Genomic DNA, 25450 nt, shown 5'->3' with positions numbered 1-25450 from the left:
TCTGACCTTATTTTTATTGAGCAGGATTTCATGACTCCCTTGCCCGCACCCTTGCGCTGGCTGTACTCCCTGGAATGGCGCCGGGGTTTCTTCGACTGGGCACGCAGCGACGGCGTGACTTGGGTCTACATTTTCAAGGTACTGTTCGCGGCATTCCTGGCGTTATGGCTGGCCATGCGCCTGGAGCTGCCGCAACCGCGTACGGCGATGATCACCGTGTTCATCGTCATGCAGCCGCAAAGCGGCCAGGTGTTCGCCAAGAGTTTCTATCGTTTTCTCGGCACCCTGGCCGGGTCGGCGGTGATGGTCGCGCTGATCGCCCTGTTTGCGCAGAACACTGAGCTATTCCTCGGTTCGTTGGCGATCTGGGTCGGTATCTGCACGGCCGGCGCCGCCCGCTGCCGCAACTTCCGCGCCTACGGTTTCGTCCTCGCCGGATACACCGCGGCGATGGTCGGCTTGCCCGCGCTGGCCCACCCGGAGGGGGCGTTCATGGCGGCGGTCTGGCGGGTGCTGGAAATCTCGTTGGGTATTCTCTGTTCGACCCTGATTAGTGCCGCCATCCTGCCGCAATCGGCTAGCGCGGCGATGCGCAATGCCTTGTATCAGCGCTTTGGTGTGTTCGCCCTGTTCGTCACCGACGGCTTGCGCGGTCGCAGTCAGCGGGAGGCGTTCGAGGCCGGCAACGTGCGTTTCATCGCCGAAGCCGTGGGCCTGGAAGGCTTGCGCAGTGTCACGGTGTTCGAAGACCCGCACATGCGTCGGCGCAATGGCCGGCTCAGTCGCCTGAACAGTGAGTTCATGGGCATCACCACGCGCTTCAATGCCTTGCACCAGTTGCTCGAACGCTTGCGCAGCAGCGCGGCGGACACCGTGGTGGCGGCCATCAAGCCGGGTCTGCAGGACCTCGCCGAGTTGCTCGACGGCTTCAGCGGTCGTGCCCTGACCAGCGCCGATGCGGCACGCCTGGTCGCGGTGCTGAGCGCCTACAAGGAAGGTTTGCCGGCGCGAGTGCGCTGTCTGCGGGCGACGTTCCAGCAGCACAATCCGAGCGATGCCGAGCAACTGGATTTCCACACCGCGTACGAGCTGCTCTATCGCTTCGTCGACGACTTGCACGGTTATGCACAGACCCACGCCTCCCTGGCCGATCACAGTCACGAACGGGAGCGCTGGGACGAGCCGTTCACCCCGCAAACCAACTGGATGGCAGCGGCAGCATCGGGAATTCGCGCAGCGTTCATTCTGGCGGTATTGGGCAGCTATTGGGTGGCAACCGCCTGGCCGAGCGGGGCGACCATGACCCTGATTGCCGCCGCGACGGTGGGCCTGTCCGCCGCCACCCCGAACCCGAAACGCATGGCCTTTCAGATGGCGTGCGGGACATTGCTCGGGGCGCTGATCGGCTTCGTCGAGATGTTTTTCATTTTCCCGTGGATCGACGGATTCCCGTTGCTGTGCGTGATGCTCGCGCCGGTGATCGTGCTGGGCTCGTTCCTGACTTCGCGGCCGCAATACGTCGGCGTCGGCCTGGGTTTGCTGATCTTCTTCAGCACCGGTTCGGTGCCGGACAACCTCACGGTCTACAACCCCTACACCTTCATCAACGACTACATCGCCATGGTGCTGGGCATGCTGGTGTGTGCAGCGGCCGGGGCGATCATTCTGCCGCCCAACAGCCGCTGGTTGTGGCGTCGGCTGGAGCAGGATTTGCGCGGCCAGGTGGTGTACGCCATCAGCGGCAAGCTCAAGGGATTGGCGTCGAGTTTCGAAAGCCGGACCCGCGATCTGGTGCATCAGGCCTACGGCTTCGCGGCGGGCCAACCGCAAGTGCAGCGGGACTTGCTGCGCTGGATGTTCGTAGTGCTGGAAGTCGGCCACGCGATCATCGAGTTGCGCAAGGAACAGGCGATTTTGCCGGTGCATCCGGCCTATGCCGAATCCCGGCCGTGGCGCCAGGCGATCCGGGTGATGGGGCGTGCGCTGGTGCGGCTATTCCTGCAACCGAACAGCAGCAATCTCGAACGCGCGCTGATTGCCGTCGATCACGCGATCAGCCGTGTGCAGTCCACCGACGAACCCTTCGCCCCGCACTTCGATACCTCGGCGTTGCGCCGGGTGAAGAGCTACCTGCACTTCATCCGCACCTCTCTGCTCGATCCGCAATCACCGCTCGCCGCCTTCGCAAACAGCCAGCCCCAAGGACTTGAACATGCCTCGTGAAATCGCCTTCCACGGCGTGTACATGCCGACCATGACCCTGATGTTTTTCATCGCCGCGGCGCTTTCCTGGGCGCTGGACCGGTTCCTGTCCGGGTTCGACCTGTACCGTTTTTTCTGGCATCCGGCGTTGCTGCGCCTGAGCCTGTTTACCTGTCTGTTCGGCGCGCTGGCGCTGACTGTCTACCGTTGACTCTCTATCACTGAGAATGCCCCGATGAAAAAGTTTTTCAGCCTGCTCGCGACCTTGCTGGTGCTGGCCCTCGCGCTGTGGATCGGCCGCTCCTTGTGGGAGCACTACATGAACACGCCATGGACCCGCGACGGCCGCGTGCGCGCCGATATCATCAACGTCGCCGCCGACGTCACTGGCGAAGTGGTGGACGTGCCAGTGCGCGACAACCAGTTGGTGAAGAAGGGCGATTTGCTGATGCAGATCGACCCCGAGCACTACCGTCTCGCAGTGAAACAGGCACAGAGTCTGGTGGCATCGCGCAAGGCGACCTGGGAGATGCGCAAGGTCAACGCCCATCGTCGCGCCGATATGGACAACCTGGTGATCTCCCGGGAAAACCGTGACGATGCCAGTAACCTCGCCGAATCGGCCCTGGCCGATTACCAGCAGGCCCAGGCGCAACTGGAAGCCGCCGAGCTCAACCTGAAACGCACTGAAGTGCGCGCGGCGGTGGACGGCTACGTGACCAACCTCAACGTGCACCGCGGTGACTACGCGCGCATCGGCGAGGCGAAAATGGCCGTGGTCGACATGAACTCGTTCTGGGTCTACGGCTTCTTCGAGGAAACCAAGCTGCCCCACGTGCGCGTGGGTGATAAGGCCGACATGCAACTGATGAGCGGCGAAGTGCTCAAGGGCCACGTGGAAAGCATCTCGCGTGGCATCTACGACCGCGACAACCCGGAGAGCCGAGAGCTGATTGCCGATGTGAACCCGACGTTTAACTGGGTACGTTTGGCGCAGCGAGTACCGGTGCGGATTCACATCGATGAAGTGCCGGAGGGTGTGCTGTTGGCGGCGGGGATCACTTGTACGGTGGTGGTCAAGCAAGGTGATGGGGCATAACCCATTCCCCTGTAGGAGCGAGCCTGCTCGCGAAAAACCTGAGAGCGACGCGTGCTTTCTGAATGCCTGCGTTATCGTTGACGTCCATCGCGAGCAGGCTCGCTCCTACAGTTGATCAGCAAAACGTCTCCTGCAAATGCCGCCAAAGGATCTTGCCTTCCACCTTCTCGAACACCACGGTCGAGCGACGATCCGAGTGTAGTCCGGTCGCATCGGTCTGCTGTTCGCGGTAACTCACGGTCGCGCCACCGTCGTGCAACGCAATACCACGCAACTCACTGAGCTCGATGCGGAACCCGAGCTTCTTGCCGCCCGCCAGCGAGAACAATTCGTTCAGCGCGTCAAAGTCCAGCACCCGGCCGAGCGGCGAGACCATGGAGAACTGCGGCGAAAAACGTGTCAGCAGTTTTTCGAGTTCGCACGCGTCACGTTCTTCGGCCAGCCATTGTTCGATGGCCACGTGGGCCTGGATCACTTCTTCGAAGTATTCGGTGTAGTCGGGCATGTTGATACCTGAGTTCTGGGGTGTTTGTTCCGGCGCCATCGCGAGCAAGCTCGCTCCCACAGGGGGCATCTGGGTGGCATAGATGGCATTCATACCCACAATCCCTGTGGGAGCGAGCTTGCTCGCGATAGTGGCACCGTGGTCTCAGAGCTGCCCACGCAGCCCGAACCGCTTCATCAGCCCGGACTCGAGCCAACCCTTGGGCAACAAACCCGCCAGCAGCGGCAACGCGCGGCTGCCATTGCCCAGGCGAATCAGTCGCGGTGGCTTGTCCTGCTGCACAGCCTTGAGCAAACCGACGGCAAATTCACTGGCCGGGGTCGGGTTGTCCTGAGAGGCTTTGGCCCGGGCGCGTATGCCTTCGCGCAGCGGAAACCATGGCGACTGTTCGCTGATCAGTTGCTCGGCTTCGTGCCCGGCATTCCTGGCGAAACTGGAAGCGATGGCTCCCGGCTGGACTTCCATTACCCGCACACCGAACGGCGCCAGTTCCATGCGCAAGGCATCGCTCAAGGCATGCACGGCGGCTTTCGAGGCACAGTAGGCCCCGGCGAATGGCGTGACCAACACACCCGAAACGCTGCCGATATTCACAACCAATCCTTTGGTCCGGCGCAGCACGGGAAACATCGCGCGAGTGACGCCGACGATGGCGAACACATTGGTTTCGAACTGGCGCTGCATGGCTGGTACGCCACCATCGAGCAGCGGTCCCATGGCGCCATAACCTGCGTTGTTGATCAGCACGTCGAGACCACCGCGCTCCTGGTTGATGCGTTCGCTCAACTGCTCAAGGGCAACACCGTCGTTTACGTCAAGTTGCACGGCGGTAAATCCGGCAGCGCTCAGCATGGCAACATCTTCGGTCTTGCGCGCACTGGCCCAGACTTCATAGCCGGCGACTTTGAACGCGTCGGCAAGGGCGCGGCCAATGCCGCTGGAGCAACCGGTAATCAACGCAACGGGCATGGCGCATTCCTTGTGCAAAAAGGGGGGAGGGATCAGTCGGAAAAACTACCCTGCAATCGCTCGGCGCGAAACTCCAGGGTTTCCGGACGGTAGCCAGGGCGCAGTGGCGGCAGCGGCAAACAGTCTTCCCAGTTGCCACCGGCCTGCAACTCACCAGGACCACGATAGCGCGGGGCGGTGTATTGATTGTCGGCCAGGTTCACCGTATCGCCCGGTGCATAAGCCGCGACCCGCCAACGCAACTCAGTGAGCGGCACGTCATTGCCGTTGTTCAGGGTCAATTGCAATGGGCGGTCGGCGGGGCACTGCTGCGGCGCGTAACTGATGCGCAACTCCAGGCGTTGCAGTTGCTTGAGTTCGTGGTGGTCCATCCAGATGACCCAGGTGGCGACGATGCCCAGCCCCACGGCGGCGGCCACAGATACGGGCAAGGCCTTGGCCGGATAGCGCAGCAACAGGATCAGCCAGGTGATGACCAGCAGGACGCCGATGAACATGACGTGAAATCTCGGGAATAGAGAGGGTCATCCTACCTAAGCGCGGGTGGGGTTGGCGATGGGCGATTCGGTGGTGTGCCGACTGGCCCCATCGCGAGCAAGCTCGCTCCCACAGTGTACCGAGCCGAGCACAAAATATGTGATCAACCCAACACCCTGTGGGAGCGAGCTTGCTCGCGAAGAGGCCAGGCAAGGCACTACAAAAACTCAGTACAAAAAAGCCCCCGCCCAGCCTGCTGCGGATAGGGAACGCAGCAGGCTGGACGGGGGCTTCTGTTTTACTGAACGTTACTGCGCGATGGTTTTCACCGACACGCCACGCTCGACCGGCGTCGAGCGCCCGTAGATATCTTCAAACCGCTCGATATCGTCTTCGCCCAGGTAGCTGCCCGATTGAACTTCGATGATCTCCAACGGAATCTTGCCCGGGTTGCGCAAACGGTGAACCGAAGCGATCGGAATGTAGGTCGACTGGTTCTCGGTCAGCAGGAACACGTTCTCGTCACAGGTCACCTCGGCGGTGCCGCTGACCACGATCCAGTGCTCGGCGCGGTGGTGGTGCATCTGCAGGGACAGGCAAGCCCCCGGTTTGACCGAGATGTGCTTGACCTGGAAGCGACCGCCCATGTCCACCGAGTCGTAGGAGCCCCACGGACGGTAGACCTCGCAGTGGTTCTGGGTTTCGCTGCGGCCTTGTTCGTTGAGGGTGTTGACCATCTGCTTCACGCCTTGGACCTTGTCCTTGTGGGCGATCATCATGGCGTCCTTGGTTTCGACCACGACGATGTTTTCCAGGCCGATCACCGACACCAGCTTGCCGTTGCCGTGGATCATGCAGTTTTTGCTGTCCTGGATCACCACGTCGCCTTTGGTGACGTTGCCGTTGGCGTCTTTTGCATTGACTTCCCACAGCGACGACCAGCAGCCGACATCGCTCCAGCCCGCGGTCAGCGGCACGACGCAGGCGCGTTGGGTTTTTTCCATCACCGAGTAGTCGATGGAATTGTCTGGGCAGCACGCGAAGGTGGCTTCGTCGAAGGTGATGGTGTCGGCATCCTGGTGGCTGCGCTCCAGGGTCAGCACGCAGGTGTCGTAGATGTCCGGATCGTGCTTCTTCAGCTCTTCAAGGAAGCGGCTGGCGCGGAACAGGAACATGCCGCTGTTCCAGAAGTAACCGCCGGACTGGACGAACTCGGTGGCGCGCTTCACATCGGGCTTTTCGACGAAGTGCGAGACGCGGCTGACGCCTTCAGGCAGCAGCGAGTCGTTGGTCGACTTGATGTAGCCATAACCGGTTTCCGGCTTGGTGGCCGGCACGCCGAACAGCACCATTTCACCGTTTTCTGCGGCGACGGTGGCCAGGGCCAGGGCGCGTTGCAGGGCTTTCTGGTCTTCCAGCACGTGGTCCGCCGGCAGCACCAGCATCAGCTCGTCGCGACCTTCATTGACCAGCATCAACGCGGTCAGGGCCACGGCCGGCGCGGTGTTGCGACCGAACGGTTCCATCAGGATGCGCTGGGTTTCCAGCTTGCGCGCGGCCAACTGCTCGTTGACGATGAAGCGGTGGTCCTTGTTGCAGACCACGATTGGCGAATCCATGCCTTCGAACACCAGGCGTTCCAGGGTTTGCTGGAACAGGGTGTGTTCGCCGGTCAGGGCCAGGAACTGCTTGGGGAATTGCTTACGGGAAAGCGGCCAAAGACGTGAGCCACTACCACCTGACAAGATCACCGGAATCATGTTTTTACTCCTTGAAAATCGATTGGTTAGAGCTACTGCGTTCTGTCGTTTCACTCTTGTTTTTGTTCCGTGTCCGGATTGACGCCTCGGTCCTTGTGGGAGCTGGCTTGCCTGCGATGGCGGTCTCAAGGGCCTCATCGCGGGCAAGCCCGCTCCCACAGGGATTGGGTCAAGCCAGACGAATGTATTAGCGCGTCGACACCGGGCGTTTCACCCAGACCGGCGACAGGCTGCTGCCGCTGCCAGTGACGTACAGCACCGCGGCTTCACCGCGTTCCAGGGCGACCGGTTTCACGTCGCCGACTTTGGTGGTGCCGTCGTACAAGGCCAGGCTGACCTTGACCGGGTTGATTTCACGCTCGCCGCGACCCTTGGGCGCAACGTTCGGGACCACGTCGGTCTTACCGTCGGCGGTCTTCAGGGTCAGCGCCTTGTCGCTGAGGTTTTGCACGCGTACCAGGGACTTCTGTTTGTTCTTGAACGGCGGCTCTTCGATCAGTTGCGGGGCGCCACTGGCGTTGTTGACCAAGGTGTAATAGTGGTCGCCGGCCAGTTTCACCGGCAGGCTCTGGCTACCGACCTTGGCGCTGTAGTCGCCGCCCGGCATGAAGCTGAAGTCAGTGCTGGACAGTGGCGCGACGTCGCTCAGGTTGGTGCTGCCGACGGTGGCGCTGACTTCGGCGTTGCCGGCGTTGTAGATGCGCACGAAGGTCGAGCCTTTCGGTGCGGTCGGGCCGTACAGGGCGGCGTCGCCTGCGGCGAAAGCCTGTACCGACAGCACGCTGAGGCCGGCAACCAGGGCAAAGCTTTTAGCGAGACGACGAGGAGTTGTAGTGAAAGTCATGGTGTACCTCTCTTTCAGTTTTGCGCCCGGTCGGGCGTCTCGGATTTAGTGTTTGCAGCTACGTTTTGTTGGCGGGCGCCGGCTTGTTTAAGCTCTGCGACCCACTGCGGGTCGGCGTCGCCGATTTCGTTGTTCACGGGCAGATATCGTTCAGGGAACTCCCAGATCAGCACCTGTGGCGGGCTGTTCTTGAAGGCGTCGCTCTTGAGGTAGCTGAGCATCGGCAGAATCGGGCCGTGGCCGTCTTCGGCGTAATTGACCACGTCGCTGTTCAGCGCTTGCTTGAGCGCACCGACGAAGTTCCAGTTGGGGTTGGCGCTGTAGCTGGTGCCGATCAGGGCCACCGGCACTTCGGTGTTGGCGAACAGCGCGTCGTCACCGGCGGATTGATCTTCAGCCACGACCGTATTGCGCTTCTGCAATTGCTCCTGTTTAGGCATCAGGTTTTCGAACAGCGGGTCCAGTGGCAGGAACAGACGCAGGTCGCCCTTGTGCGTAATGGTTTCCGCAGGTTCAGTGACGAAACGCTGGGGCTCGCCGCTTAGCGGGTACTTGTCGGCAATGGTCCTGGCCAGACGGTTGGCGGCGATCTCGGCACCTTGCGGCGTCCAGTGGGTGTCGGTGCGCAGGAACACTTGCTGGCCATTCTGCTTGGCCTGTTGCAGCGGGCCGAGCAGGTCAGGGGCCGGAATACGGTCGGCGGCCAGGCGCTGGTGGAAGTCCTTGTAGAGGTTGGCGTGGATGCTCGCCGGTTTCACTTCACCGAGGTGTTCCGGGTACAGGCGCACCTTGGCCGGCACCACCGCCATCACCAGTTGCACGCCTTTTTCCTTCAAGGTCTGGCGTACGCCTTCGACCAGCGCGTAATTGCCTTGCAGGTTCAGCTCTTCGTTGACTACCGGGTGGAATTCTTCATCGCTGTACAACCACTGGTCGCGACCGAGCACCACGCCCGGACGACCTTCGTTGAACAGTTTGAAATCCAGCGCGGCCCAGAGGTTGGTGCCCAGGCGTTTGATCGGGAACTCGTCGTCGTAGTGCGTTTCCACGGCTTTGCTCCAGCGGCCGTTGAGCACAGTCGCATCGGCGTTGGTGCTGAAGCCGAAGAAGCTGCGCACCGACCACAGACCGAGCACCAGCAAGGTCACCAGGAACAGCGCGATGTAGAAGATGCGTAATGAGCGGGTCATGGTCAGATCCCTCAGAACTGGAAGTAAAGGAACGGCGAGAAGCTCTGCGCCGAGAGTTTGAGAATCGAGGCAATGAACAGCAGCAGCACCAGCGCACGCATCACGTAACGCGACCAGTCAGCGGTCCAGTAGGCCGGTTGCACCTGGGCTTCGACGCCGACGGTGTAGCCTGGCTGGTGGATGCTCGCCGGGTTATCCCCAGGCACGGCCTTGATCGTTCCCGGTGTCGCAGCGGCCGGGCCGTCGGTGTCGACGCTCACGGCAGGCTTGGTCTTGACCGGAGGCTGGTTGGTGTAGAAGTCGCGCAGGCCGAAGAACGCCAGGGTCACGTAGGCCACGATCAGGGTCGCCACTTGCAGACCGGTGAGGCTGGCCTGGTTGAGTTCCGACAGCGACCAGTCGCCGAAGCTGAACATCGCGCCGTACATGCGCCCGGCGACGTGCAGGTTTTCCGCGCGGAAGATCACCCAGCCCATCACCACCAGCAGGAAGGTCAGTGCCCAGCGGATCGGGTTGAAACTGCGTGGCGAGGTGTTCAGGCCGATGGCTTTTTCAATCGCCAGCCACATGCCGTGCCACGCACCCCAGACGATGTAGGTGATGTTCGCGCCGTGCCACAGACCACCAAGCAGCATGGTCAGGAACAGGTTGCGATAGGTCATCAGCGTGCCTTTGCGGTTACCGCCGAGGGTGATGTACAGGTAGTCACGCAGCCAGGTCGACAGGCTGATGTGCCAGCGCCGCCAGAACTCGGTGATCGACTGGCTGATGTACGGCTGCTTGAAGTTTTCCATGAAGCGGAAACCCATCATCAAGCCCAGGCCGATGGCCATGTCGCTGTAACCGGAGAAGTCGAAATACAACTGCGCGGTATACGCCAGGGCGCCGAGCCAGGCATCGCCCGTGGTCGGGTTTTGCAGGGCAAAGCAGTGGTCGGCCACCACCGCCAGGGTGTCGGCGATGAAGACTTTCTTGATGAAACCCTGCATGAACCGCGTGCAGCCCTCGGAGAACTTGTCGAGGGTGTGGGTGCGGTTGTTGAACTGGTCGGCCAGGTCACGGAAACGCAACACGGGGCCTGCGATCAAGTGCGGGAAGATCGCCACGAACGCTGCGAAGTCGATCAGGTTGCGGGTCGCCGGGGTGTCGCCACGGTAGACGTCGATGATGTAGCTGATGGACTCGAAGACGTAGAACGAGATCCCGATCGGCAGCAGCACGTGGGTCAGGATGAAGGGTTCCAGGCCCACCGACGTCATCATTGCGTTGATGCTGTCGACGCCGAAGTTGGCGTACTTGAAGTAGCCGAGGATGCACAGGTCGACAGCCACGCCGAGCAGCAGCCAGCGCTGCGCCGGTTTGGTCCTGACCCCGGCGGCACCGACTTTCAGGCCGATCCAGTAGTTCCACAGCGTAACGCCGGCGAACAGCGCGAGGAAGTCCACACGCCACCAGGCGTAGAACACGTAACTGGCAATCAGCAGCAGCAAATTGCGATAGCGTTGCCCGCTCAGATAGTACAAGCCGAGGAAGATCGGCAAGAATAAAAACAGGAACACGTTGGACGAAAAAACCATCCCGATCTCTCCTTGTTTGAACCAACAGTCAAGGGCCAACGGCCCCCCCAAACCCCCCACGGAAATCCGGGGGGCTAACTCACAAAACTCACTTTCGACACCGACCCTGTGGGAGCGAGCTTGCTCGCGATGAGGGAGTGTCAGTCGACATCGATGTTGAATGTCAGACCGCTATCGCGAGCAAGCTCGCTCCCACAGGTTTTGTGTCTGTCTTCAAGAACCCTTGCTGCCCTTTTCATTGGCCGGGTCGTAGACCTTGGTCAGGTCACCGCCGAGGCGGAAGGTCTTGAACGGTTGCATCTTGTGCTTCTTCGCCAGCACCTCGGGCGAGCAGGTGTAGAGCGAGCAGAACGGTTCGAGCCAGGCGAATTTCGAGTCGACCTTCAAGTCGGTCATGTCCTGTTCCTTGCCGTTCTTTTCCTCGAACTCATCCGGGTCTTTCACCCCGGCGAGCACGCGATCACCCAGGCGTTTCAATGCGCCGTTGTTTTCCTGGCGCAAATCCACACCGTTGACCTGGGCGAAACTGGCGATCATCGCCAGCGGCGGCAGGGCGTAGTTGTGGTAGGCCAGGGCCCGTTGCTGACGCTTGAGTTCGTTGGGCAGGTAGCCGTCGGCGTCGACCTGGTTGGCGCCGACCTTGTATTCCTTCACTGCCCAGTCGAACAGGTCGCGACGGTTGGTGGCGACGGACGTGGCCATCACCGACCAGGCGGCCCAGTACGAGTGGTTGTTGGTCTGGTCGAGCGGCAGGTTGTCCCAGTCGCTGACCACCTGGTCGGCCATCTTGCTGAACCAGGCTTCGATCAGCTGCGACTCTTGCTGATGGTTGGCCAGCGGACGGGAGTCGGAGAATTTCAGGCGAATGTACGACGACGCCATGCTGCCCAACGCCCATTTGCGCATGGACTTGCCGGTGTGGTTGAAGTCCTTGGACATCAGCGCATCGGCCTTGGCCCAGGCGGTCAACCAGGTCAGCGTGCACTCCAGTTGTTCCGGGCGGCCGTCACGCATGAACTGCATCACGCGCTTACTGATGCCTCGCTCGATCTTGGTGATGTCGGCGGTGCTTTCGCGGAAGGCTTTTTCCGACTGCTCGTTCAGGGTCGCGCGGGCCTTGTCCGAACCTTCGTATTTGCTGCGAAATTGCAGCGAGCCGGTGTACGGCGTCGGCATCGCATCGCAGCCTTCGCTCTTGTCGCCGGTTTTGATTTTTTCAATCGGCGCGAAGTATCCCTGCGGCGGGCGCAGTGGCGCCGCAGCCTGCGCTGCACCGGCGAACATCGCCAGGCTTAACAGGGTGGGTGCCAACAAATTTGAAAGTATCGGATTTCGCATAGCAGACCTCATTGCCCGACCGAAGCAGTACGCTGTTCGGCGCTCGGGAATACGTTGCGTTTGCAGATTTTCGCTTCGACTTTCTGTGGCGTGGTGGCGTTTTCAGGCCCCTGGATTTCGACGGCCAGCAGATTCTGCGTGGCCCAGTCTTCGTCCGTGCGCAACTCGAAGGCGAAACGCCCGTCGGTATCGGAGGTTTCCGGTTTTTCGATCTTGATGTCCTCGTGGCGTCCGTTCATGTACCAGAGGGTGGCTTGCAGGGTTTTCACCGAGGTGTCGGCGAAGCGGATGTCGACCTGGTGACTGCCGTTTTGCAGGTTCAGGTTTTTGCTGTTGACCATCAGTTCATTCTTGCCCGGCTTCAGGGTGGTGCTGCCGGACATCTGCGCATCCTTGCCTTCGCAACCGTTGTCCAGCAGCGCCATCATCTGGCGGTAGATGGTTTCCTGGTCGAGGCGATACAGCGGCGAGAATTCCCAGATGAGAATCTTCGGCGGGTTCTTCTGGAACTCGTCGCTGCCCAGGTACTGCAGCATCGAACCTTCCAGGCCGCCGCCGGGGAACGCCACGTTGAGAATGTCGGCGCCGATGGCCTCTTCGAGGAAACCGGCGAAGTTGTAGTTCTTGCCGCTGTGGGAGGTACCGACCAGGGTGATTTCCGGATTGCCGGAATCGCCGAACAGATCGCCATCGCCCGCTTCGCCCTTCGGCTCGGTGGTGAACTGATCCATGTACTGGATCGCGTAGCTGGTGCCACAGAGTTGACCGGCCATGTTGTGCAATGTTCCGGTCTTGCCCATGCGCCCCGACTTTTTGGTCTCGAATTCGCGCTTGGGAATGTCGGCGAATTCAGGCAACTGTTTGACTTTCTCGGCGACGATTTTCGCCGTGCGCTGGGCACCGTACGGGGTCCAGTGCTGGTCGCCACGGAAGTAGAAATCGTGGGCGGGCAGGGTGTCGGGCAGTTGCTCGTTGGTCAGCGGCGACAGGTCCGGAACGACATAGCCCATCTGCGCAAAACGACCGAGCATGGACTTGTAGTTCCTCAGCGCCTTGTCGAAGTCGAAGCTGGCTTTCTCTGCCGGATTGAGCTTGTTGCGGTTCACCAGGCCACGGGTCGGCTGATAGACCACGACCAGTTCGACGCCTTTGCTCTTGAACGCATCGTGCAGTTGTTTCATGCGTTTGTAGCCGGCGGGCGTGGTGTCGAATTCGGTGCGCAGGTCTTCCTGGGTCCGGAACAGCCAGTCGCCCTGAGCCTGTACCAGGGTGGTGAAGTTCTGCTGATAACGGGTGGTGTAGTTCTTCGCATCGTGGGCGGCCGGGCACAGGCTGCAGCACGGTTCTGCGGTGAAGCTAGGCGCTTTGACCTCATCGGCGCGAGCACCACCGCTGGCGGCGAGAATGCCGGCGGTCAGGGCCGACAGGCTGAGTAATTTGATCAAGTGTGGGTGCATAAGATTATCCTCAGTCCCGCATTTCGGTCTGGCGTTCGACGGGGTCGATCAGCACGGCTTTCTGCTGGCGCACCAGCAGGTCGAGAATTTCATCCTGGCGCTCGCCGAGAATCCCCGAAAAGCTGATGCCGCTGGATTTGGTCGGGGCGAGCATGGACACGCGATACAACTCGACACTCAGCGGCGAGTCGATGGACAGCGGCCCGCTACCGTTGGCCGCCAACTCACCGCCGACCACGATCAGCGACACCTGGGCGTCGAACGGGTCGAGCTTGATGTCACGGTCGGTGTTGCTCAGGTCCTTGATGTGGCCATAGACGCCGGTCAGGCCGTTGGCCATGGCGACGTTTTCGTACAGGCGAATGTTCACGCTGTTACGAATGCGGATGCCGTGGCGACGGTTGCTGACGACTTTGTTGCCCCACAGCAGGTTGTCGGCACTCTCGTAGAGGGTGATGCCGTCGGTGTGGTTCTGGTAGATCTCGTTGTGGGCGATCAGGTTGTTCACGCTGTTACGGTCGATCACCAGGCCCGACAACTTGTTGTCGTAGCTGCGGTTGTTGAAGATGAAGCTGTCGTTGACCTCACGGGAAATAATGATCCCGTGCTTCTTCTTGGTCCCGTACACCGTGTTGTCGGCAATGATCAGACCGTGGGAACGGTCGTGGGGGTCGATGCCGTAGACGATGTTGTCTTTGTAGGTGTTGCCCTTGACCACGAAGTCGCGGGTTTCATAGCAGTAGAAGCCGTACCACATGTCCGAGAACTCGGAGCCGACGATCCAGCCGGTCGGCTCAGGGCGCTTGAGCACCTTGGCCATGTTCGGCGTGTACTGGGAAATACTCACGCCGTAGGATTTACTGTTGGCGTAGCCGAAACTGGCGATCTTGCTGTTGGCGATGTAGGTCTCGGTGCCGCCCCAGGACAGCAGGAACGGACGGAATTCCTTGGGCGAATTGAACGTCGCCGGGCCGTTGTCTTTCTCGCGCCAGCCAGTGATTTTTGTGTCACGCACGAACAGCTGGCCGTCGTTGACCAGGAACGAGCCGGCTTCCTGGGACAGGCGCAGTTCCTGGGTCTGCTTGTCGATTTCCAGGATGCCGTGGCGACCGACCACGATCGGCAACTTCGCCAGGAACACACCCGGCGAGGTTTCGCTGAAGTACTGCTTGGGGACCTTTTTCGCCAGGTCCTTGAGGTTCATGTAGCCGTCGTCGACGAAGATCGCCTGGGGGATGCCGTGCTGACGCACTACCCACTCGGCCATCTTGTTGTCGCCACCGATGAAGTCCTTCAGGGCGTCTTCCTGCATCATCCGGCGCAGGCTGATCTTGCCCGGTTTGCTGCGCACGATCTTCGCGGCGATGGCTTCGGCTGTGTAGCCGGAAACGTCCGGCAGTTTCGGCGTGGCCAGTTCCAGCGGCGCGGTCGGTGCGCTGCTGACGGTGTAGGTCTTGGCCTGTTGCAGTTCCTTGGCCGTGGTTGCCGGCTTCGCCGGCTCCACATTGGCGAAGCCAGTCGCACTGGCCAGGAGCATCGCGCCGGCCAGCAGGCTGATCGAGCCTTTTCGGGCTGGATGATTCATCTGGGAGACTCCCTTCGCAATGTGCATCAGAAGCGCCAGATCACGTCGATGAACGCGCGGTGCATGTACGAATCGACTTCCTTGCCGTACGCATCGCCTGGCTTGAACACGCCGCCACGAAAGCGCACCAGGGCCGAAGGCTCATCGATCGCCTGACTCATCGAAGCCGGCAACAGGCCTTGCTTGAAGTACTTGGTCACCACCAGGTCCATTTCCTGACCGAGGTCTTTCTCGCCATCGTTCAGCGGCAGGGACGTACTGGAGAGGATCGCGCCAGTCACGTCATCGGTATTGTTCTGCACTGCGTCGATGCCGTTGCTGCCGACCGGCTTGTTGCCGTCGACGCGCCAGAATTTGTGGTAGATCAGGCTGGCGTCGTATTCGTCGTTGAGCATCCACGAACCGAACAGAGTGGCGCTCTGCATGTTGTTCATTTCGCCACGGAAGGCCTCGCCGAAACGGTGCACGCGCGAGCGGGTACCGGTGTAGTTCGAGCGGTTACTTTCCAGACCGTTCTGTTCATAGTCTTCGCTGGCGCGGGCGTAGGCCGCACCGACTTGCCATTGCGGATCGAGGCGCAGGCGAACACCCAGATCGGTGGCCCAGCCATCGACATCGCCGCTGCGCTTGGCTTGTGCGGGAGCGGTGCCATCGGCGTTCAGCGGATTGACCGTGTCACGGTCGCCGCTCATGCCGGTGATGCTGCCCCAGTAGTTGACTGTGTTGGTATTGCGCCAGTTGTAGGCGTCGCTGTCGGCAGTGAGGCCGAGCCAACTGATGTCGCCGTTCTGTTTCTTGTCCAGCGAATCGCTCGGCACGCCCGGTTGTGCGTAGTCGAGTTTGCCGTCGTCGTGGGTGTGATGACCGCGGATGCCCACCCAGTTGCCCGGTGTCCACTGGTACGCCGCATCGGCGTAAGCGTGCAGACGATCCTTGTCCTCTGGCGCAAGCTCCTTGAGGTCGGTGCGGTACTCGCTGAAGCGTTCGGCGATACCGACGTTGGCGCGCAGCAGGGTGGTGTCGAAGGTCCAGTTAAGGGCTTCGATGTTGGTGTCGCGCCATTGGCCGTCGTCATTGCGCAGGCGCTGGCGACCGAGCTTCAGGATCTCGCCGGGGTAGGGCGTGAAGCCGCTGTAGCCGACCCAGAACTCACGCATCGCCAGGTAGTTTTTCTTGGTCTCGCGATCACCATTGTCGGTGTTCTCGGCGCCATCGGATTGTTGCAGGGTGTCGGTCTCGATGATGTCGGTGGACGTCACCGCCTGACCCATGGCGTAGGCGCTCCACGCGCCGCTTTCGCCGTAGACCCAGGGACGCAGGTCGAGACCGACGCCGTTGACGTCGCCGCCGTCGGCGGTGCCGAGGTCACGGTCGTCTTCGGACTGGCCGGTGATTTTTACGTCCAGGCCGAAGTTCTTGGTTTCTTCAGTCATCGCAGCCAGCGTCGGGCAAGACCAGATCAGCGCGAATGTCAGGCCGATGCCGGCCTTCATGAATGGATTCAACTTCATTGGGATTCCTCGCCATCTTCTTCTTGCAGGGCATGCAGTTCCGGCGTGTTCGGGCTCAGGGCACCGCGCACGGCCTGTTCTTGTTTCAACAGGCGTTGGGCCTCGGCCAACCGGTCGGGCGGCAGTTGCGTTTGGATTGTTTGCGCAAGCTCGGTGGCTTGCGGAGTGTTCTGGGCCAGGGCCAGTTGGCTGAAGACATAGGCGTTCAGCGGATCCGGCTTGGTGCCCTTGCCTTGGGAAAACAGTTGGGCGATGGCGAAGTCGGCGCTGTTCTGGCCGTTGCGCGCAGCGGTCAACAGATGGTCGAGGGCCTTCTGCGGATAGACCTTGCCCAGGTAGCCACGGCGATAGATCTGGCCGAGGTAGTAATCGGCAGCGACTTCACGGCCGACGGCTTTCTGGAAATGCGCTTCGGCAACCTTGGCGTCGGCCGGTACCAGTTTGCCTTCGAAGTAGAGCTTGCCCAGCAACAGCTCGGCGCGGGGCTGGTCGGCAGCGCGACCGTTGTCCAGGTACTTCATCATCTGGTCGACGTCGCCGAGTTCCGGGAAGTCGTAGAGCAGTTGCGCGAGGGTGACCCACGACGCCGGGTAGCCCGGTGCGATCGGTTCGAGCAGCGACTGTGCGGTCTTCTCGTCGGTCTTGCCCAGGGACGCATCGGCAAGCACGCGGGCGACGCTGTCGACGCGCTGCGCCGAAACGGTGCCTTGGGCATGAGCCGCTTGCATCTGCTTGATCAGCTCGGTCTGTTGCTCTGGCTTGGCCTGTTTCTGATAAACCGTGGCCAGTTCGACGTAGCAGATGTCGCTGGTGTTGAGCGCGGCCTTGCAGATTTTTTCCACGTCATCCAGATGCTGGTCGTAGGTGCCCTGGGTGCGATAGAGCAGCACCTGCGCCAGACCCGCTTCCGGCTTGCCTTCGGCGCGCCATTGGCTGATCTGCTGCTGGGCATTCACGTTGGGGAAGCTGTGCGGGTATTGCAGGTACAGCATCGCCAACGGGATCAGCGTATTGCCTTCGCCCGCCGCGGCGGCTTTTTTCAACAGGGTTTCGGCTTCGTGTTGCTCCGCTTCGGTGGAACCGGGCTTGGCTACCAGCAGACGACCGAGGCGTGCCTGGGCGCGCGGCGAAACGCTGGCCGCGGCGCGGTAAGTCGCCTCGGCCTGTTTCATCTGCGTCGGGTCACGGCTGTCGACCTGGATATCGGCCAGGCCAACCTGGGCTTCGCTGTAGCCCAGGTCTGCCAGTTGCCGATAGTTCTGCGCGGCGGTGGCGGTATCGCCACGTTTGAGCGCTTCGTTGGCCAGGCGCTGGTCGGGCAGGCCGGCGCAGCCGCTGAGGCTGACCGCCAGGGCTAGCGAACAGAACGCAAATCCCATGTGGGAGCGAGCTTGCTCGCGATGCGGCTGGCTCGGTGCATCAGACAGACCGCGTCGATCCCATCGCGAGCAAGCTCGCTCCCACAGGGTCGGCGGCGTGTTGAGGGTTGGAGTAGTCACAGGCATGTCCTCGACTTAAAGACCGACAGCCATGGCTTTGTCGATCAGCCAGTTCAGGTTCGGGCCACGGTCGCTGTTCACTTCCACCGGGCGGCCGGCGAGGGAGCTGTCCAGGGTTTCGTCCGGCTGGATCAGCACGCGGATGTCCGAAGACAGGTCGGCGCTTTTCAGGCTGGTGCTGCTGACGATCTTGCCGGTGCGGCTCTTGTCCTCGCCGGCGATCTGGAAGCGCACCGAAGTACCCGGGCGCACGTCGCCGAACTGGCGATAGGAGAAGCGCGCTTCAACATTGGCTTCGCTGTTACGCGGCACCAGTTGGAAGATCACGTCGCCCTTGCTGGCGTACTGACCGTTGGCGACCATTTGCTGGGCCACGGTGCAGTCGCAAGGCGAGGTCAGGGTGCCGGTCATCTGCTTGCCGAACAGTTCTTCAACCTTGGCCGGTTGCAGTTGGTCTTCGTCCAGATGGCCCTTGAGCACGTCGAGCATGCTGGTGCTGAAGGTCGCCAGCGGTGCGCCCTTGGCGGCCACGCCGTCGGCTTTCACCAGGCTCTGCACGGTGCCGTCGCGGGGCATGGTGATGTTCACGCCCGGCACGCTGACCAGACCGGCCTGGGCGTGGCTGACGAAGTACATGCCATACACCGATTTGAAGACAAAGCCGAATGCAGCCACGCCGACAACGAAGATCCCCAGGCTGAAGGTCACGGCTTTCAGGCGTCCGAACGCGGACATGCCGTGGCCGCCGTCCTTGACCTTGCGCGCCTTGGTGAAGTTGTCGCGCTGCAGGGTCGCCAGCATTTCACCCACGCTGACGATGTCGCCAGCCAGGTGCGAAGTGATCAGGTGGCGCAGGGTCGAGATGTCCCGTGGTTCCAGGTTCTGGAACTGGCAGCCGGCGCGTCCGGTCTCGCGATCGAAGGAGCGGACCTGCAACTCGACGTCCATGGCCAGGCCGAGGTTGTCGATGACGAATTGCAGGCGGGCCTTGTACACGTCACCCATCTTCAACGGCAATTGACCGGCATTGAACGCCAGGCCACCGGCGGACAGGTCGATCACCCGGGCTTCGACCGGCGTCCGGTCAGGGCCGAAGAAACGCAACTTGGCCGGGATTTTCACTCGGGCGTGTTGGCGCTGGGCTTCGGATTCGTGCACTACGTTGGCGTTGACGGCGGTATTCATAAAGGCGATTTCCTGGTTAATTCAATAAGGGGGCGGTCAGACCATCAACAGCAGCACGGCGACAAAAATGCTGCCGGCAGAGAAGGTCATGGTCCGAGACGACCAGGTGTTGAACCAACGTTGAAAGCTGGCGAGATCACGGGTCAGAGACGTGGGTTGGCGGGTCCAGGACTGTTGGTCGAGGCGGAAGAACACGTAGATCTTCACCAGCGCGCCGACGATCTGGTTGTAATAGAGAATCGCCGGGTAAGCCGGGCCGATCCGGTGTCCGGAGCACGACAGCAACAAGGTCAGGATGAACCGGGTGATGCCGATCCACAGCAGGTACACCAGGATGAACGCGGTGCCGTACTTGAAGCTGGCGATCAACGCCACGGTCAGGCCCAGCAGCGAGGTCCACATCGACACGCGCTGGTCGAACAGCACCACCGAAGTGAACACGCCGAGGCGTTTGACCCCCAGGCCCAGGGCACGGGAGTTCTGCCGCAGGTTGTTGCCGTACCAGCGGAACATCAGTTTGCGGCTGGCCTTGATGAAGCTCTTTTCCGGCGGGTGTTCAACGGTGTTGATCGCCGCGTCGGGCACGTAGAACGTGTCGTAGCCCAGGCGCATCAGGCTGAACCAGCTCGACTTGTCATCGCCGGTAAGGAACTTGAAGCGACCCAGGCGCCAATGTTGCAGCGAGTCGCTTTCCACGTCGGCGATGAAGTCCGGGTTGGTGACCACGGTGGCGCGGAACACCGACATGCGGCCGGTCATGGTCAGCACGCGCTTGGACAAGGCCATCGAGCACATGTTGATGTGACGCTGGGCGAAACGCAGCTTGTGCCATTCGCTCATGATGTAGCCGCCGCGCACTTCGCAGAATTCGTTGGTGGTCAGGCCACCGACGTTGCCGAACATCTGGAACCACGGCACGGTCTTGAGCACCACGCCTTCGGCCAGCACGGTGTCGCCATCGATCACCGCGACCACGGCGCGATCATCCGGCAGGTGCCGGGAGATGGCGCGGAAGCCGTAGGCCAGGCCATCGCGTTTGCCGGTGCCGGGAATGCGCACGAAGTCGAGCTTGACCCGGGACGGCGGGTTCATCCGTTTCCACAGGCTTTTGACCAGCAGCTCATCGGACATTTCCACGATGGAGCAGACCACGGTGGTCGGCAGACCGCAGTCGATGGCCTCGCGGATCACCGAGCTGTAGACCTGCGCGGTGGTCAGGGCGTCGATGCGGAAACTGGTGACCATCAGGAACACGTGGGACGGGTCAGCCGCTTTGCCCAGCTTGCGCACTTTGCGCCGCAGGTGCGGGTAGACGATGTACAGAAAAATCATGCCGCGCACAAAGTGGGTGGCACCCATCGAATAGCGCCAGATACCCACGGCGCCAATCAGGAAAATAAAGTCCTTCGACTCGGAGTCGAACGTGGACACGGGCAACGCCATGGCGAGGCCCATCAGTAAACTCAGGTAGAACAGCCAACCGGCGGCCTGGAGTAGGCCGTGTTTTAGCCTGTGCATAATCGGAATCCTAAAGTCAGTTGCAAGCCCCAAGCTTCAAGCCCCAAGCGAGGAGCTTTGAACTTGCGGCTTGGAGCTTGAAGCTTGCGGCTGCTTTACCAGCAGATACCTTCAGTCCGGCCAGTCACGCTGGTGGCCTTGGACATGAAACCGACCAGGTCGATCACTTGCTTGCCGTGTGGAACTTCCTGCACCAGCGCGCGGAACTTCTCGTCGCGGTTGCCGAGGATGATCACGTCGGAGTTGTTGATCACCGCGTCGAAGTCGGAGTTGAGCAAGGACGAGACGTGAGGGATCTTCGACTCGATGTAGTCCTTGTTCGCACCGTGAACGCGGGCGTACTCGACGTTGCTGTCGTAGATGCTCAGGTCATAGCCCTTGCCGATCAGCATTTCCGCCAGGTCGACCAGCGGACTTTCGCGCAGGTCGTCGGTGCCGGCCTTGAAGCTCAAGCCCAGCAGGGCGACTTTGCGTTTGTCGTGGCTGGAAACGATGTCGAAAGCGTTCTGCACCTGGGATTCGTTGCTGCGCATCAGCGAGTTGAGCAACGGGGCTTCCACGTCCAGGGAACCGGCGCGGTAGGTCAGGGCACGTACGTCTTTTGGCAGGCACGAGCCGCCGAAGGCGAAGCCTGGGCGCATGTAGTACTGGGACAGGTTGAGGGTCTTGTCCTGGCAGACCACGTCCATCACTTCACGACCGTCGACGCCGACCGCCTTGGCGATGTTGCCGATTTCGTTGGCGAAGGTGACCTTGGTGGCGTGCCACACGTTGCAGGTGTACTTGATCATCTCGGCGACCGCGATGTCCTTGCGGATGATCGGTGCGTCGAGCTCTTCGTACAGCGATTGCAGAACGTCGCCGGACGCCTTGTCGAATTCACCGATGACGGTCATTGGCGGCTGGTCGTAGTCGGCGATGGCGGTGCTTTCGCGCAGGAACTCAGGGTTCACGGCCACGCCGAAATCAACACCGGCCTTCTTGCCGGAGCAGTCTTCGAGAATCGGGATGACCACATTGGCCACGGTACCCGGCAGTACGGTGCTGCGCACCACGATGGTGTGGCGGGTGGTCTTGTCACGCAGGACAAAACCGATTTCGCGGCACACTGCCTCGATGTAGTTCAGTTCCAGATCGCCGTTCTTCTTGCTCGGCGTGCCTACGCAGATCATCGACAGGTCGGTGTCGCGAATCGCCTCGGCGAAGTTGGTGGTGCCACGCAGACGACCTGTCTGGATGCCCTGGGCCAGAAGTTCACCCAGGCCTGGTTCAACGATCGGCGATTTGCCGGCATTGATCATATCGATCTTGTCTTTGGCCACATCGACGCCAACGACGTCATGGCCCCGTGCAGACAGGCAACCGGCACATACTGCGCCGACGTAACCCAAACCAAAAATGCTGATGCGCATCGCAATTACCTCTCTGTTATCAAGCCTGTAAACATCAAGCCATTAAATGGCCGGAGTTAATGGTATTCAGCGTGTTTTAGTGCACTCGCAAGTGTGCCTTACAGGCACGACAATGCCCTGTGCTGGCATATAAGTTACGAGTGTCTAAATAAATGCACTCAAGGGGTGCGCAACTAGGCCTTGTTGTTATGATTTGCCCTGTTATGCAGCCGATCCTCCTGTCGGAAGGATGCAGGTGCAACAGCCTTGCACGCCTGATGTCAGGCCGAAAGCCCGTGGATCAAGCGGTTGGGTGCTCGGGTGAGCACGTTTATAGGGGCGCTGTCGTGGCCTTGTAGGGGATAGTCATACCGCGTTATCTCCTGTCCGATTGCTGTTGTCCAAATCGGTGATTAGTCAGCGCAAGTTAATATTACAACTTCGCTACACGAATCGCTTATCTGCGTAAGTTATCTCGTACACGCTCGGCGAGAATCGTTACCGGTGGTATGAGCGGCTCGTTTGGACATAGTTCCAGCCCACTCATCGCGAAATCTGAAATTTCTTGAAATATTGAGAAAGATGGCACTGCTCTCAAATTGATAGCACTTGCCGTTTCGCCCTTTATATATAGGCGGCTCAACAGAGGGGATATTTTTTTGCCACTACTGTTAAAAAAAGTCAGTGCCACTACGCAAAAAAATGATTGAAGTCGAGTGAAACTAAAGTTAGAAAATCAGTTGGTGTTTTTATGGCGCCAAAAAAATGGCGAAATGACAGGGAAGTCTGAAGTGAATCAAGGGTCGGCGCACGAGGGTTTGTGGAGGTCGTGCACCGACCGGATGCATCACTCTGGTGCGTGATCGCGTAGAAACACCAGATTGTCCGGCTTGGACTGTTCGGCGCTGTAGCGATAGCCTTGAACGTCGAACTGCTTGAGGGTGGCCGGGTCGTTAATGCGTTCTTCGATGACGAAGCGACTCATCAAGCCACGGGCCTTTTTCGCGTAGAAGCTGATGATCTTGTACTGGCCGTTCTTCAGGTCCTTGAATTCGGTATTGATGATGCGTGCGTTCAAGGCGTTGCGTTTGACGGCCGAGAAGTACTCGTTGGACGCCAGGTTGAGCAGCACGTCATCGCCTTGATCGACCAAGGCTTCGTTCAGCCACTCGCTGATGCGCGTGCCCCAGAAGGCATACAAATCCTTGCCCCGAGCGTTGGCCAGTTTGGTGCCCATTTCCAGGCGATAGGGTTGCATCAGGTCCAGCGGGCGCAGCAGGCCATAGAGGCCAGAGAGCATGCGCAGGTGTTTTTGGGCGTAATCGAAATCCGCTTCGCTGAGGGTTTGCGCATTCATGCCGGTGTACACATCGCCCTTGAAGGCCAGCAGCGCCTGCTTGGCGTTTTCCGGGGTGAACGCGGGCGTCCAGCTGCCGAAACGCGCGGCGTTGAGCCCGCCGATCTTGTCGGACACGTGCATCAATTCGCTGATTTGCGCGGGCGTCAGCTCGCGCAATTGCAGGATCAACTCCTGGGAGTGGTCGAGGTACTGCGGCTGGGTGAAGCGCTGGGTCGCCGGCGGTGTTTCATAGTCGAGGGTCTTGGCGGGTGAAATCACCATCAGCATGAAGTCGTCTCCTTTAATCGTGGCGGCGATTCTAGGGGGTTGTCCTCGTTGACTCCAGCTATCGCGTCCATAGGTGATGACTGGTGGCATAGCACAAAACCTGTGGGAGCAAGCTTGCTCGCGATGACGGTGTGTCAGCTGACATCATTGTTGAATGTCAGATCGCTATCGCGAGCAAGCTCGCTCCCACAGTGGTTCAGTGTTGCTGCAGGAGGTGTGTGTGGATCAGCTATAGTGCCGCGCGGGTTTTGTTATGGAGACATCCCATTGCGTATCGCTTTTCTCATTTCGATCTGGCTACTGAGCTTCGGCGCCATTGCGGCTCCGGGCGATGTGGCGACGCTCGATCGCAGCACCTGGCCGGAGAAACTCGGCAACCCGACACTGTTCGACGTGGCGTCCAGGGCCGAGATCCTCATGTTTTCCAGTGTCCTGTTGGCCAGCGAGTCGCTGGATGAGCCCGCCCTGGCCCAGCGCCTGGGCCTGCGCACGATCAATCTGGAGTCGGTCGACCGGGTTCGTCAGCGCATGTGGCAACGGCTGCTGGCCAACTACAACTTCGCCCAACAGAGTTGCGACCAGGATGCCTCCTTCTGTTTTCTGGTCGAAGACATGCCCACCTTGCGCGAGCAGGCTGCCAAATTCCAGGTCGGCGCAGACAGCTATTACATCAAGTGGGCCGAGCCGAGCCGTGCGTTCCACACCCAGTACCTGGACGAACAGTTGCGCAAGGCCGCTTTGTTCCCGCAAACCAGCAGCGAAGTCGATCATTTTGGCGACTATGAGCGCAGCGGCGACGGGATGCATGACCGGCTGTTTCTGCTGACCTTCGACAGTGCCGCCAACGCCGCACCGGATAACACCGCCTGGGTCGCCGAGTACCTGCGCAAGTCGAACATGAGCGGGACGTTCTTCGTCCTCGGCAAGGACATCCAGGCCCGTTTGGCCGAACATTCTGTGAGTAACCTGCAAGCGACCTACTCGAGCCAGTGCATCGGCGTACAAGGCTGGGAGTTCCGTTCCCACAGCCACTGGCAGGACTGGCAGGACTCGGTGCGCCGCAGCGCCGAACTGGTCAAGAGCAAGCTGCCGGAGAACTACGTGCCCCTGTTCCGTCCGCCCGACGGTCAGCGCCGTTCCGATGCCGAAGGCTTCTTCAAGACTCAGGGGTTGCAGGTAGCGTTGTGGGACATCGACGCCCAGGATGGTGCCGGCAAACTCAAGGGCAACCCGAGTGCGCAACGGGTGCTGACCCTGATGCTGCTGTGGCGGCACGGAGTGATCAATTTCAATGTGAAACAGGATGCAGTGAAAACGGCGTTGCCGTGGCTGGTCACGCAAACGGCGCCTGTCGGGATCGGCTGGGAGGATTGCCAGGATGCGTTTCGCTGAAAATGACAAAACCCCGTAAACATTGGGTTTTTGGCAATTTTGGAAGGGGATTCGTTGCAGGTGGACTTCCGACTTTAAACGGGTGATGGCAGTCCGCCAAGTGCTATTGGTCAATCTGCAAAATAAACTTCAAAAAAGCGTCAAAGTACTTTTTTCTGTCACACGTTTTGGAGTATTACGAAGACAGACCGCCGAAACCTGCAACACAGGTGGCGTCTTCCAAGACCCCGCATGTATGCAGAACACTTGAGTCCCCGCAGGTGTATTCGGCAGTCACTTCGAGGCGCAGCACCGTCAAGGTATTGCGTCGAATGGCTCCCACAA

General features: G+C 60.5%; 20 protein-coding genes. 4 read left to right on the top strand and 16 right to left on the bottom strand.

From position 1 onward, the window contains the following. The first annotated feature begins 30 nt into the window (after window positions 1–30). Genes AC1RDQ_RS14965 through AC1RDQ_RS14955 form a run of 3 tightly spaced genes read left to right on the top strand, consistent with a single transcriptional unit; the run spans window position 31 to window position 3301 of the window. Window positions 31–2223 (top strand): FUSC family protein, encoded by a 2193-nt coding sequence (locus AC1RDQ_RS14965; protein WP_492587617.1) that lies wholly within the window; start codon window positions 31–33, stop codon window positions 2221–2223. Further along, window positions 2213–2413: a DUF1656 domain-containing protein gene (locus AC1RDQ_RS14960; RefSeq protein WP_090457594.1), complete on the top strand. Its 201-nt coding sequence runs from the start codon at window positions 2213–2215 to the stop codon at window positions 2411–2413. Before AC1RDQ_RS14965 ends, AC1RDQ_RS14960 begins: the two co-directional genes overlap by 11 nt. A 24-nt stretch (window positions 2414–2437) precedes the next feature. Beyond that, a complete protein-coding gene (locus tag AC1RDQ_RS14955) occupies window positions 2438–3301 on the top strand; it encodes an efflux RND transporter periplasmic adaptor subunit (protein WP_492587615.1) in 864 nt (287 codons plus the stop codon). 115 nt (window positions 3302–3416) lie between these two features. Here AC1RDQ_RS14955 and AC1RDQ_RS14950 read toward each other — a convergent pair whose 3' ends face one another. The 16 genes from AC1RDQ_RS14950 to yaaA all read right to left on the bottom strand — a co-directional run bounded on the left by AC1RDQ_RS14950 (window position 3417) and on the right by yaaA (window position 23734). Beyond that, on the bottom strand, window positions 3417–3806 hold the full coding sequence (locus tag AC1RDQ_RS14950) for a DUF4440 domain-containing protein (RefSeq protein WP_492587665.1): 390 nt from the start codon (window positions 3804–3806) through the stop codon (window positions 3417–3419). Between the two features lie 144 nt (window positions 3807–3950). Next, window positions 3951–4775 (bottom strand): SDR family oxidoreductase, encoded by an 825-nt coding sequence (locus AC1RDQ_RS14945; protein WP_057713376.1) that lies wholly within the window; start codon window positions 4773–4775, stop codon window positions 3951–3953. Between the two features lie 32 nt (window positions 4776–4807). Further along, window positions 4808–5272: a hypothetical protein gene (locus tag AC1RDQ_RS14940; RefSeq protein ID WP_057713377.1), complete on the bottom strand. Its 465-nt coding sequence runs from the start codon at window positions 5270–5272 to the stop codon at window positions 4808–4810. A 288-nt stretch (window positions 5273–5560) separates the two neighbouring features. Further along, window positions 5561–7012 carry a mannose-1-phosphate guanylyltransferase/mannose-6-phosphate isomerase gene (locus tag AC1RDQ_RS14935; protein ID WP_057713378.1) on the bottom strand — a complete coding sequence of 484 codons (1452 nt, stop codon included), beginning with the start codon at window positions 7010–7012 and terminating at the stop codon, window positions 5561–5563. 187 nt (window positions 7013–7199) lie between these two features. After that, the gene (locus AC1RDQ_RS14930) at window positions 7200–7856 is read right to left on the bottom strand and encodes an alginate O-acetyltransferase AlgF (protein WP_489339189.1); all 657 of its coding nucleotides are present in this window, start codon (window positions 7854–7856) and stop codon (window positions 7200–7202) included. 14 nt (window positions 7857–7870) lie between these two features. Further along, window positions 7871–9046, bottom strand: a complete 1176-nt coding sequence (locus tag AC1RDQ_RS14925) for an alginate O-acetyltransferase (RefSeq protein ID WP_057713380.1) — start codon at window positions 9044–9046, stop codon at window positions 7871–7873. Between the two features lie 11 nt (window positions 9047–9057). Further along, window positions 9058–10623, bottom strand: coding sequence for an MBOAT family O-acyltransferase (locus AC1RDQ_RS14920; protein ID WP_492587613.1), 1566 nt, complete (start codon window positions 10621–10623; stop codon window positions 9058–9060). Window positions 10624–10836: 213 nt separating this feature from the next. After that, window positions 10837–11961 carry a mannuronate-specific alginate lyase gene (locus tag AC1RDQ_RS14915; protein WP_492587612.1) on the bottom strand — a complete coding sequence of 375 codons (1125 nt, stop codon included), beginning with the start codon at window positions 11959–11961 and terminating at the stop codon, window positions 10837–10839. Between the two features lie 8 nt (window positions 11962–11969). Continuing rightward, window positions 11970–13418: an alginate O-acetyltransferase gene (locus AC1RDQ_RS14910; protein WP_492587611.1), complete on the bottom strand. Its 1449-nt coding sequence runs from the start codon at window positions 13416–13418 to the stop codon at window positions 11970–11972. Between the two features lie 10 nt (window positions 13419–13428). Next, on the bottom strand, window positions 13429–15003 hold the full coding sequence (gene algG / locus AC1RDQ_RS14905; protein WP_057713384.1) for a mannuronan 5-epimerase AlgG: 1575 nt from the start codon (window positions 15001–15003) through the stop codon (window positions 13429–13431). Window positions 15004–15029: 26 nt separating this feature from the next. After that, the gene (locus AC1RDQ_RS14900) at window positions 15030–16514 is read right to left on the bottom strand and encodes an alginate export family protein (RefSeq protein WP_090457585.1); all 1485 of its coding nucleotides are present in this window, start codon (window positions 16512–16514) and stop codon (window positions 15030–15032) included. Further along, complete coding sequence (gene algK / locus AC1RDQ_RS14895; protein ID WP_492587609.1) at window positions 16511–18013, bottom strand: alginate biosynthesis TPR repeat lipoprotein AlgK; 1503 nt, start codon at window positions 18011–18013, stop codon at window positions 16511–16513. Before algK ends, AC1RDQ_RS14900 begins: the two co-directional genes overlap by 4 nt. A 15-nt stretch (window positions 18014–18028) precedes the next feature. Next, window positions 18029–19198, bottom strand: coding sequence for an alginate biosynthesis protein Alg44 (locus tag AC1RDQ_RS14890; protein ID WP_057713387.1), 1170 nt, complete (start codon window positions 19196–19198; stop codon window positions 18029–18031). Between the two features lie 36 nt (window positions 19199–19234). Next, window positions 19235–20716 (bottom strand): mannuronan synthase, encoded by a 1482-nt coding sequence (gene alg8 / locus AC1RDQ_RS14885; RefSeq protein ID WP_057713388.1) that lies wholly within the window; start codon window positions 20714–20716, stop codon window positions 19235–19237. Between the two features lie 95 nt (window positions 20717–20811). Next, window positions 20812–22128, bottom strand: coding sequence for a nucleotide sugar dehydrogenase (locus AC1RDQ_RS14880; RefSeq protein WP_057713389.1), 1317 nt, complete (start codon window positions 22126–22128; stop codon window positions 20812–20814). A gap of 826 nt (window positions 22129–22954) precedes the next feature. Further along, window positions 22955–23734, bottom strand: coding sequence for a peroxide stress protein YaaA (gene yaaA, locus AC1RDQ_RS14875; protein ID WP_057713390.1), 780 nt, complete (start codon window positions 23732–23734; stop codon window positions 22955–22957). Between the two features lie 267 nt (window positions 23735–24001). Here yaaA and AC1RDQ_RS14870 point away from each other — a divergent pair, with 267 nt between their 5' ends. Beyond that, window positions 24002–25126 carry a polysaccharide deacetylase family protein gene (locus AC1RDQ_RS14870; protein WP_492587607.1) on the top strand — a complete coding sequence of 375 codons (1125 nt, stop codon included), beginning with the start codon at window positions 24002–24004 and terminating at the stop codon, window positions 25124–25126. Window positions 25127–25450 lie beyond the last annotated feature (324 nt).

This window comes from Pseudomonas sp. GW823-FHT02E01, from assembly GCF_058797535.1.
Note: the sequence above shows the minus strand (reverse complement) of the source record. Positions and strands in the feature narration are given on the sequence as shown.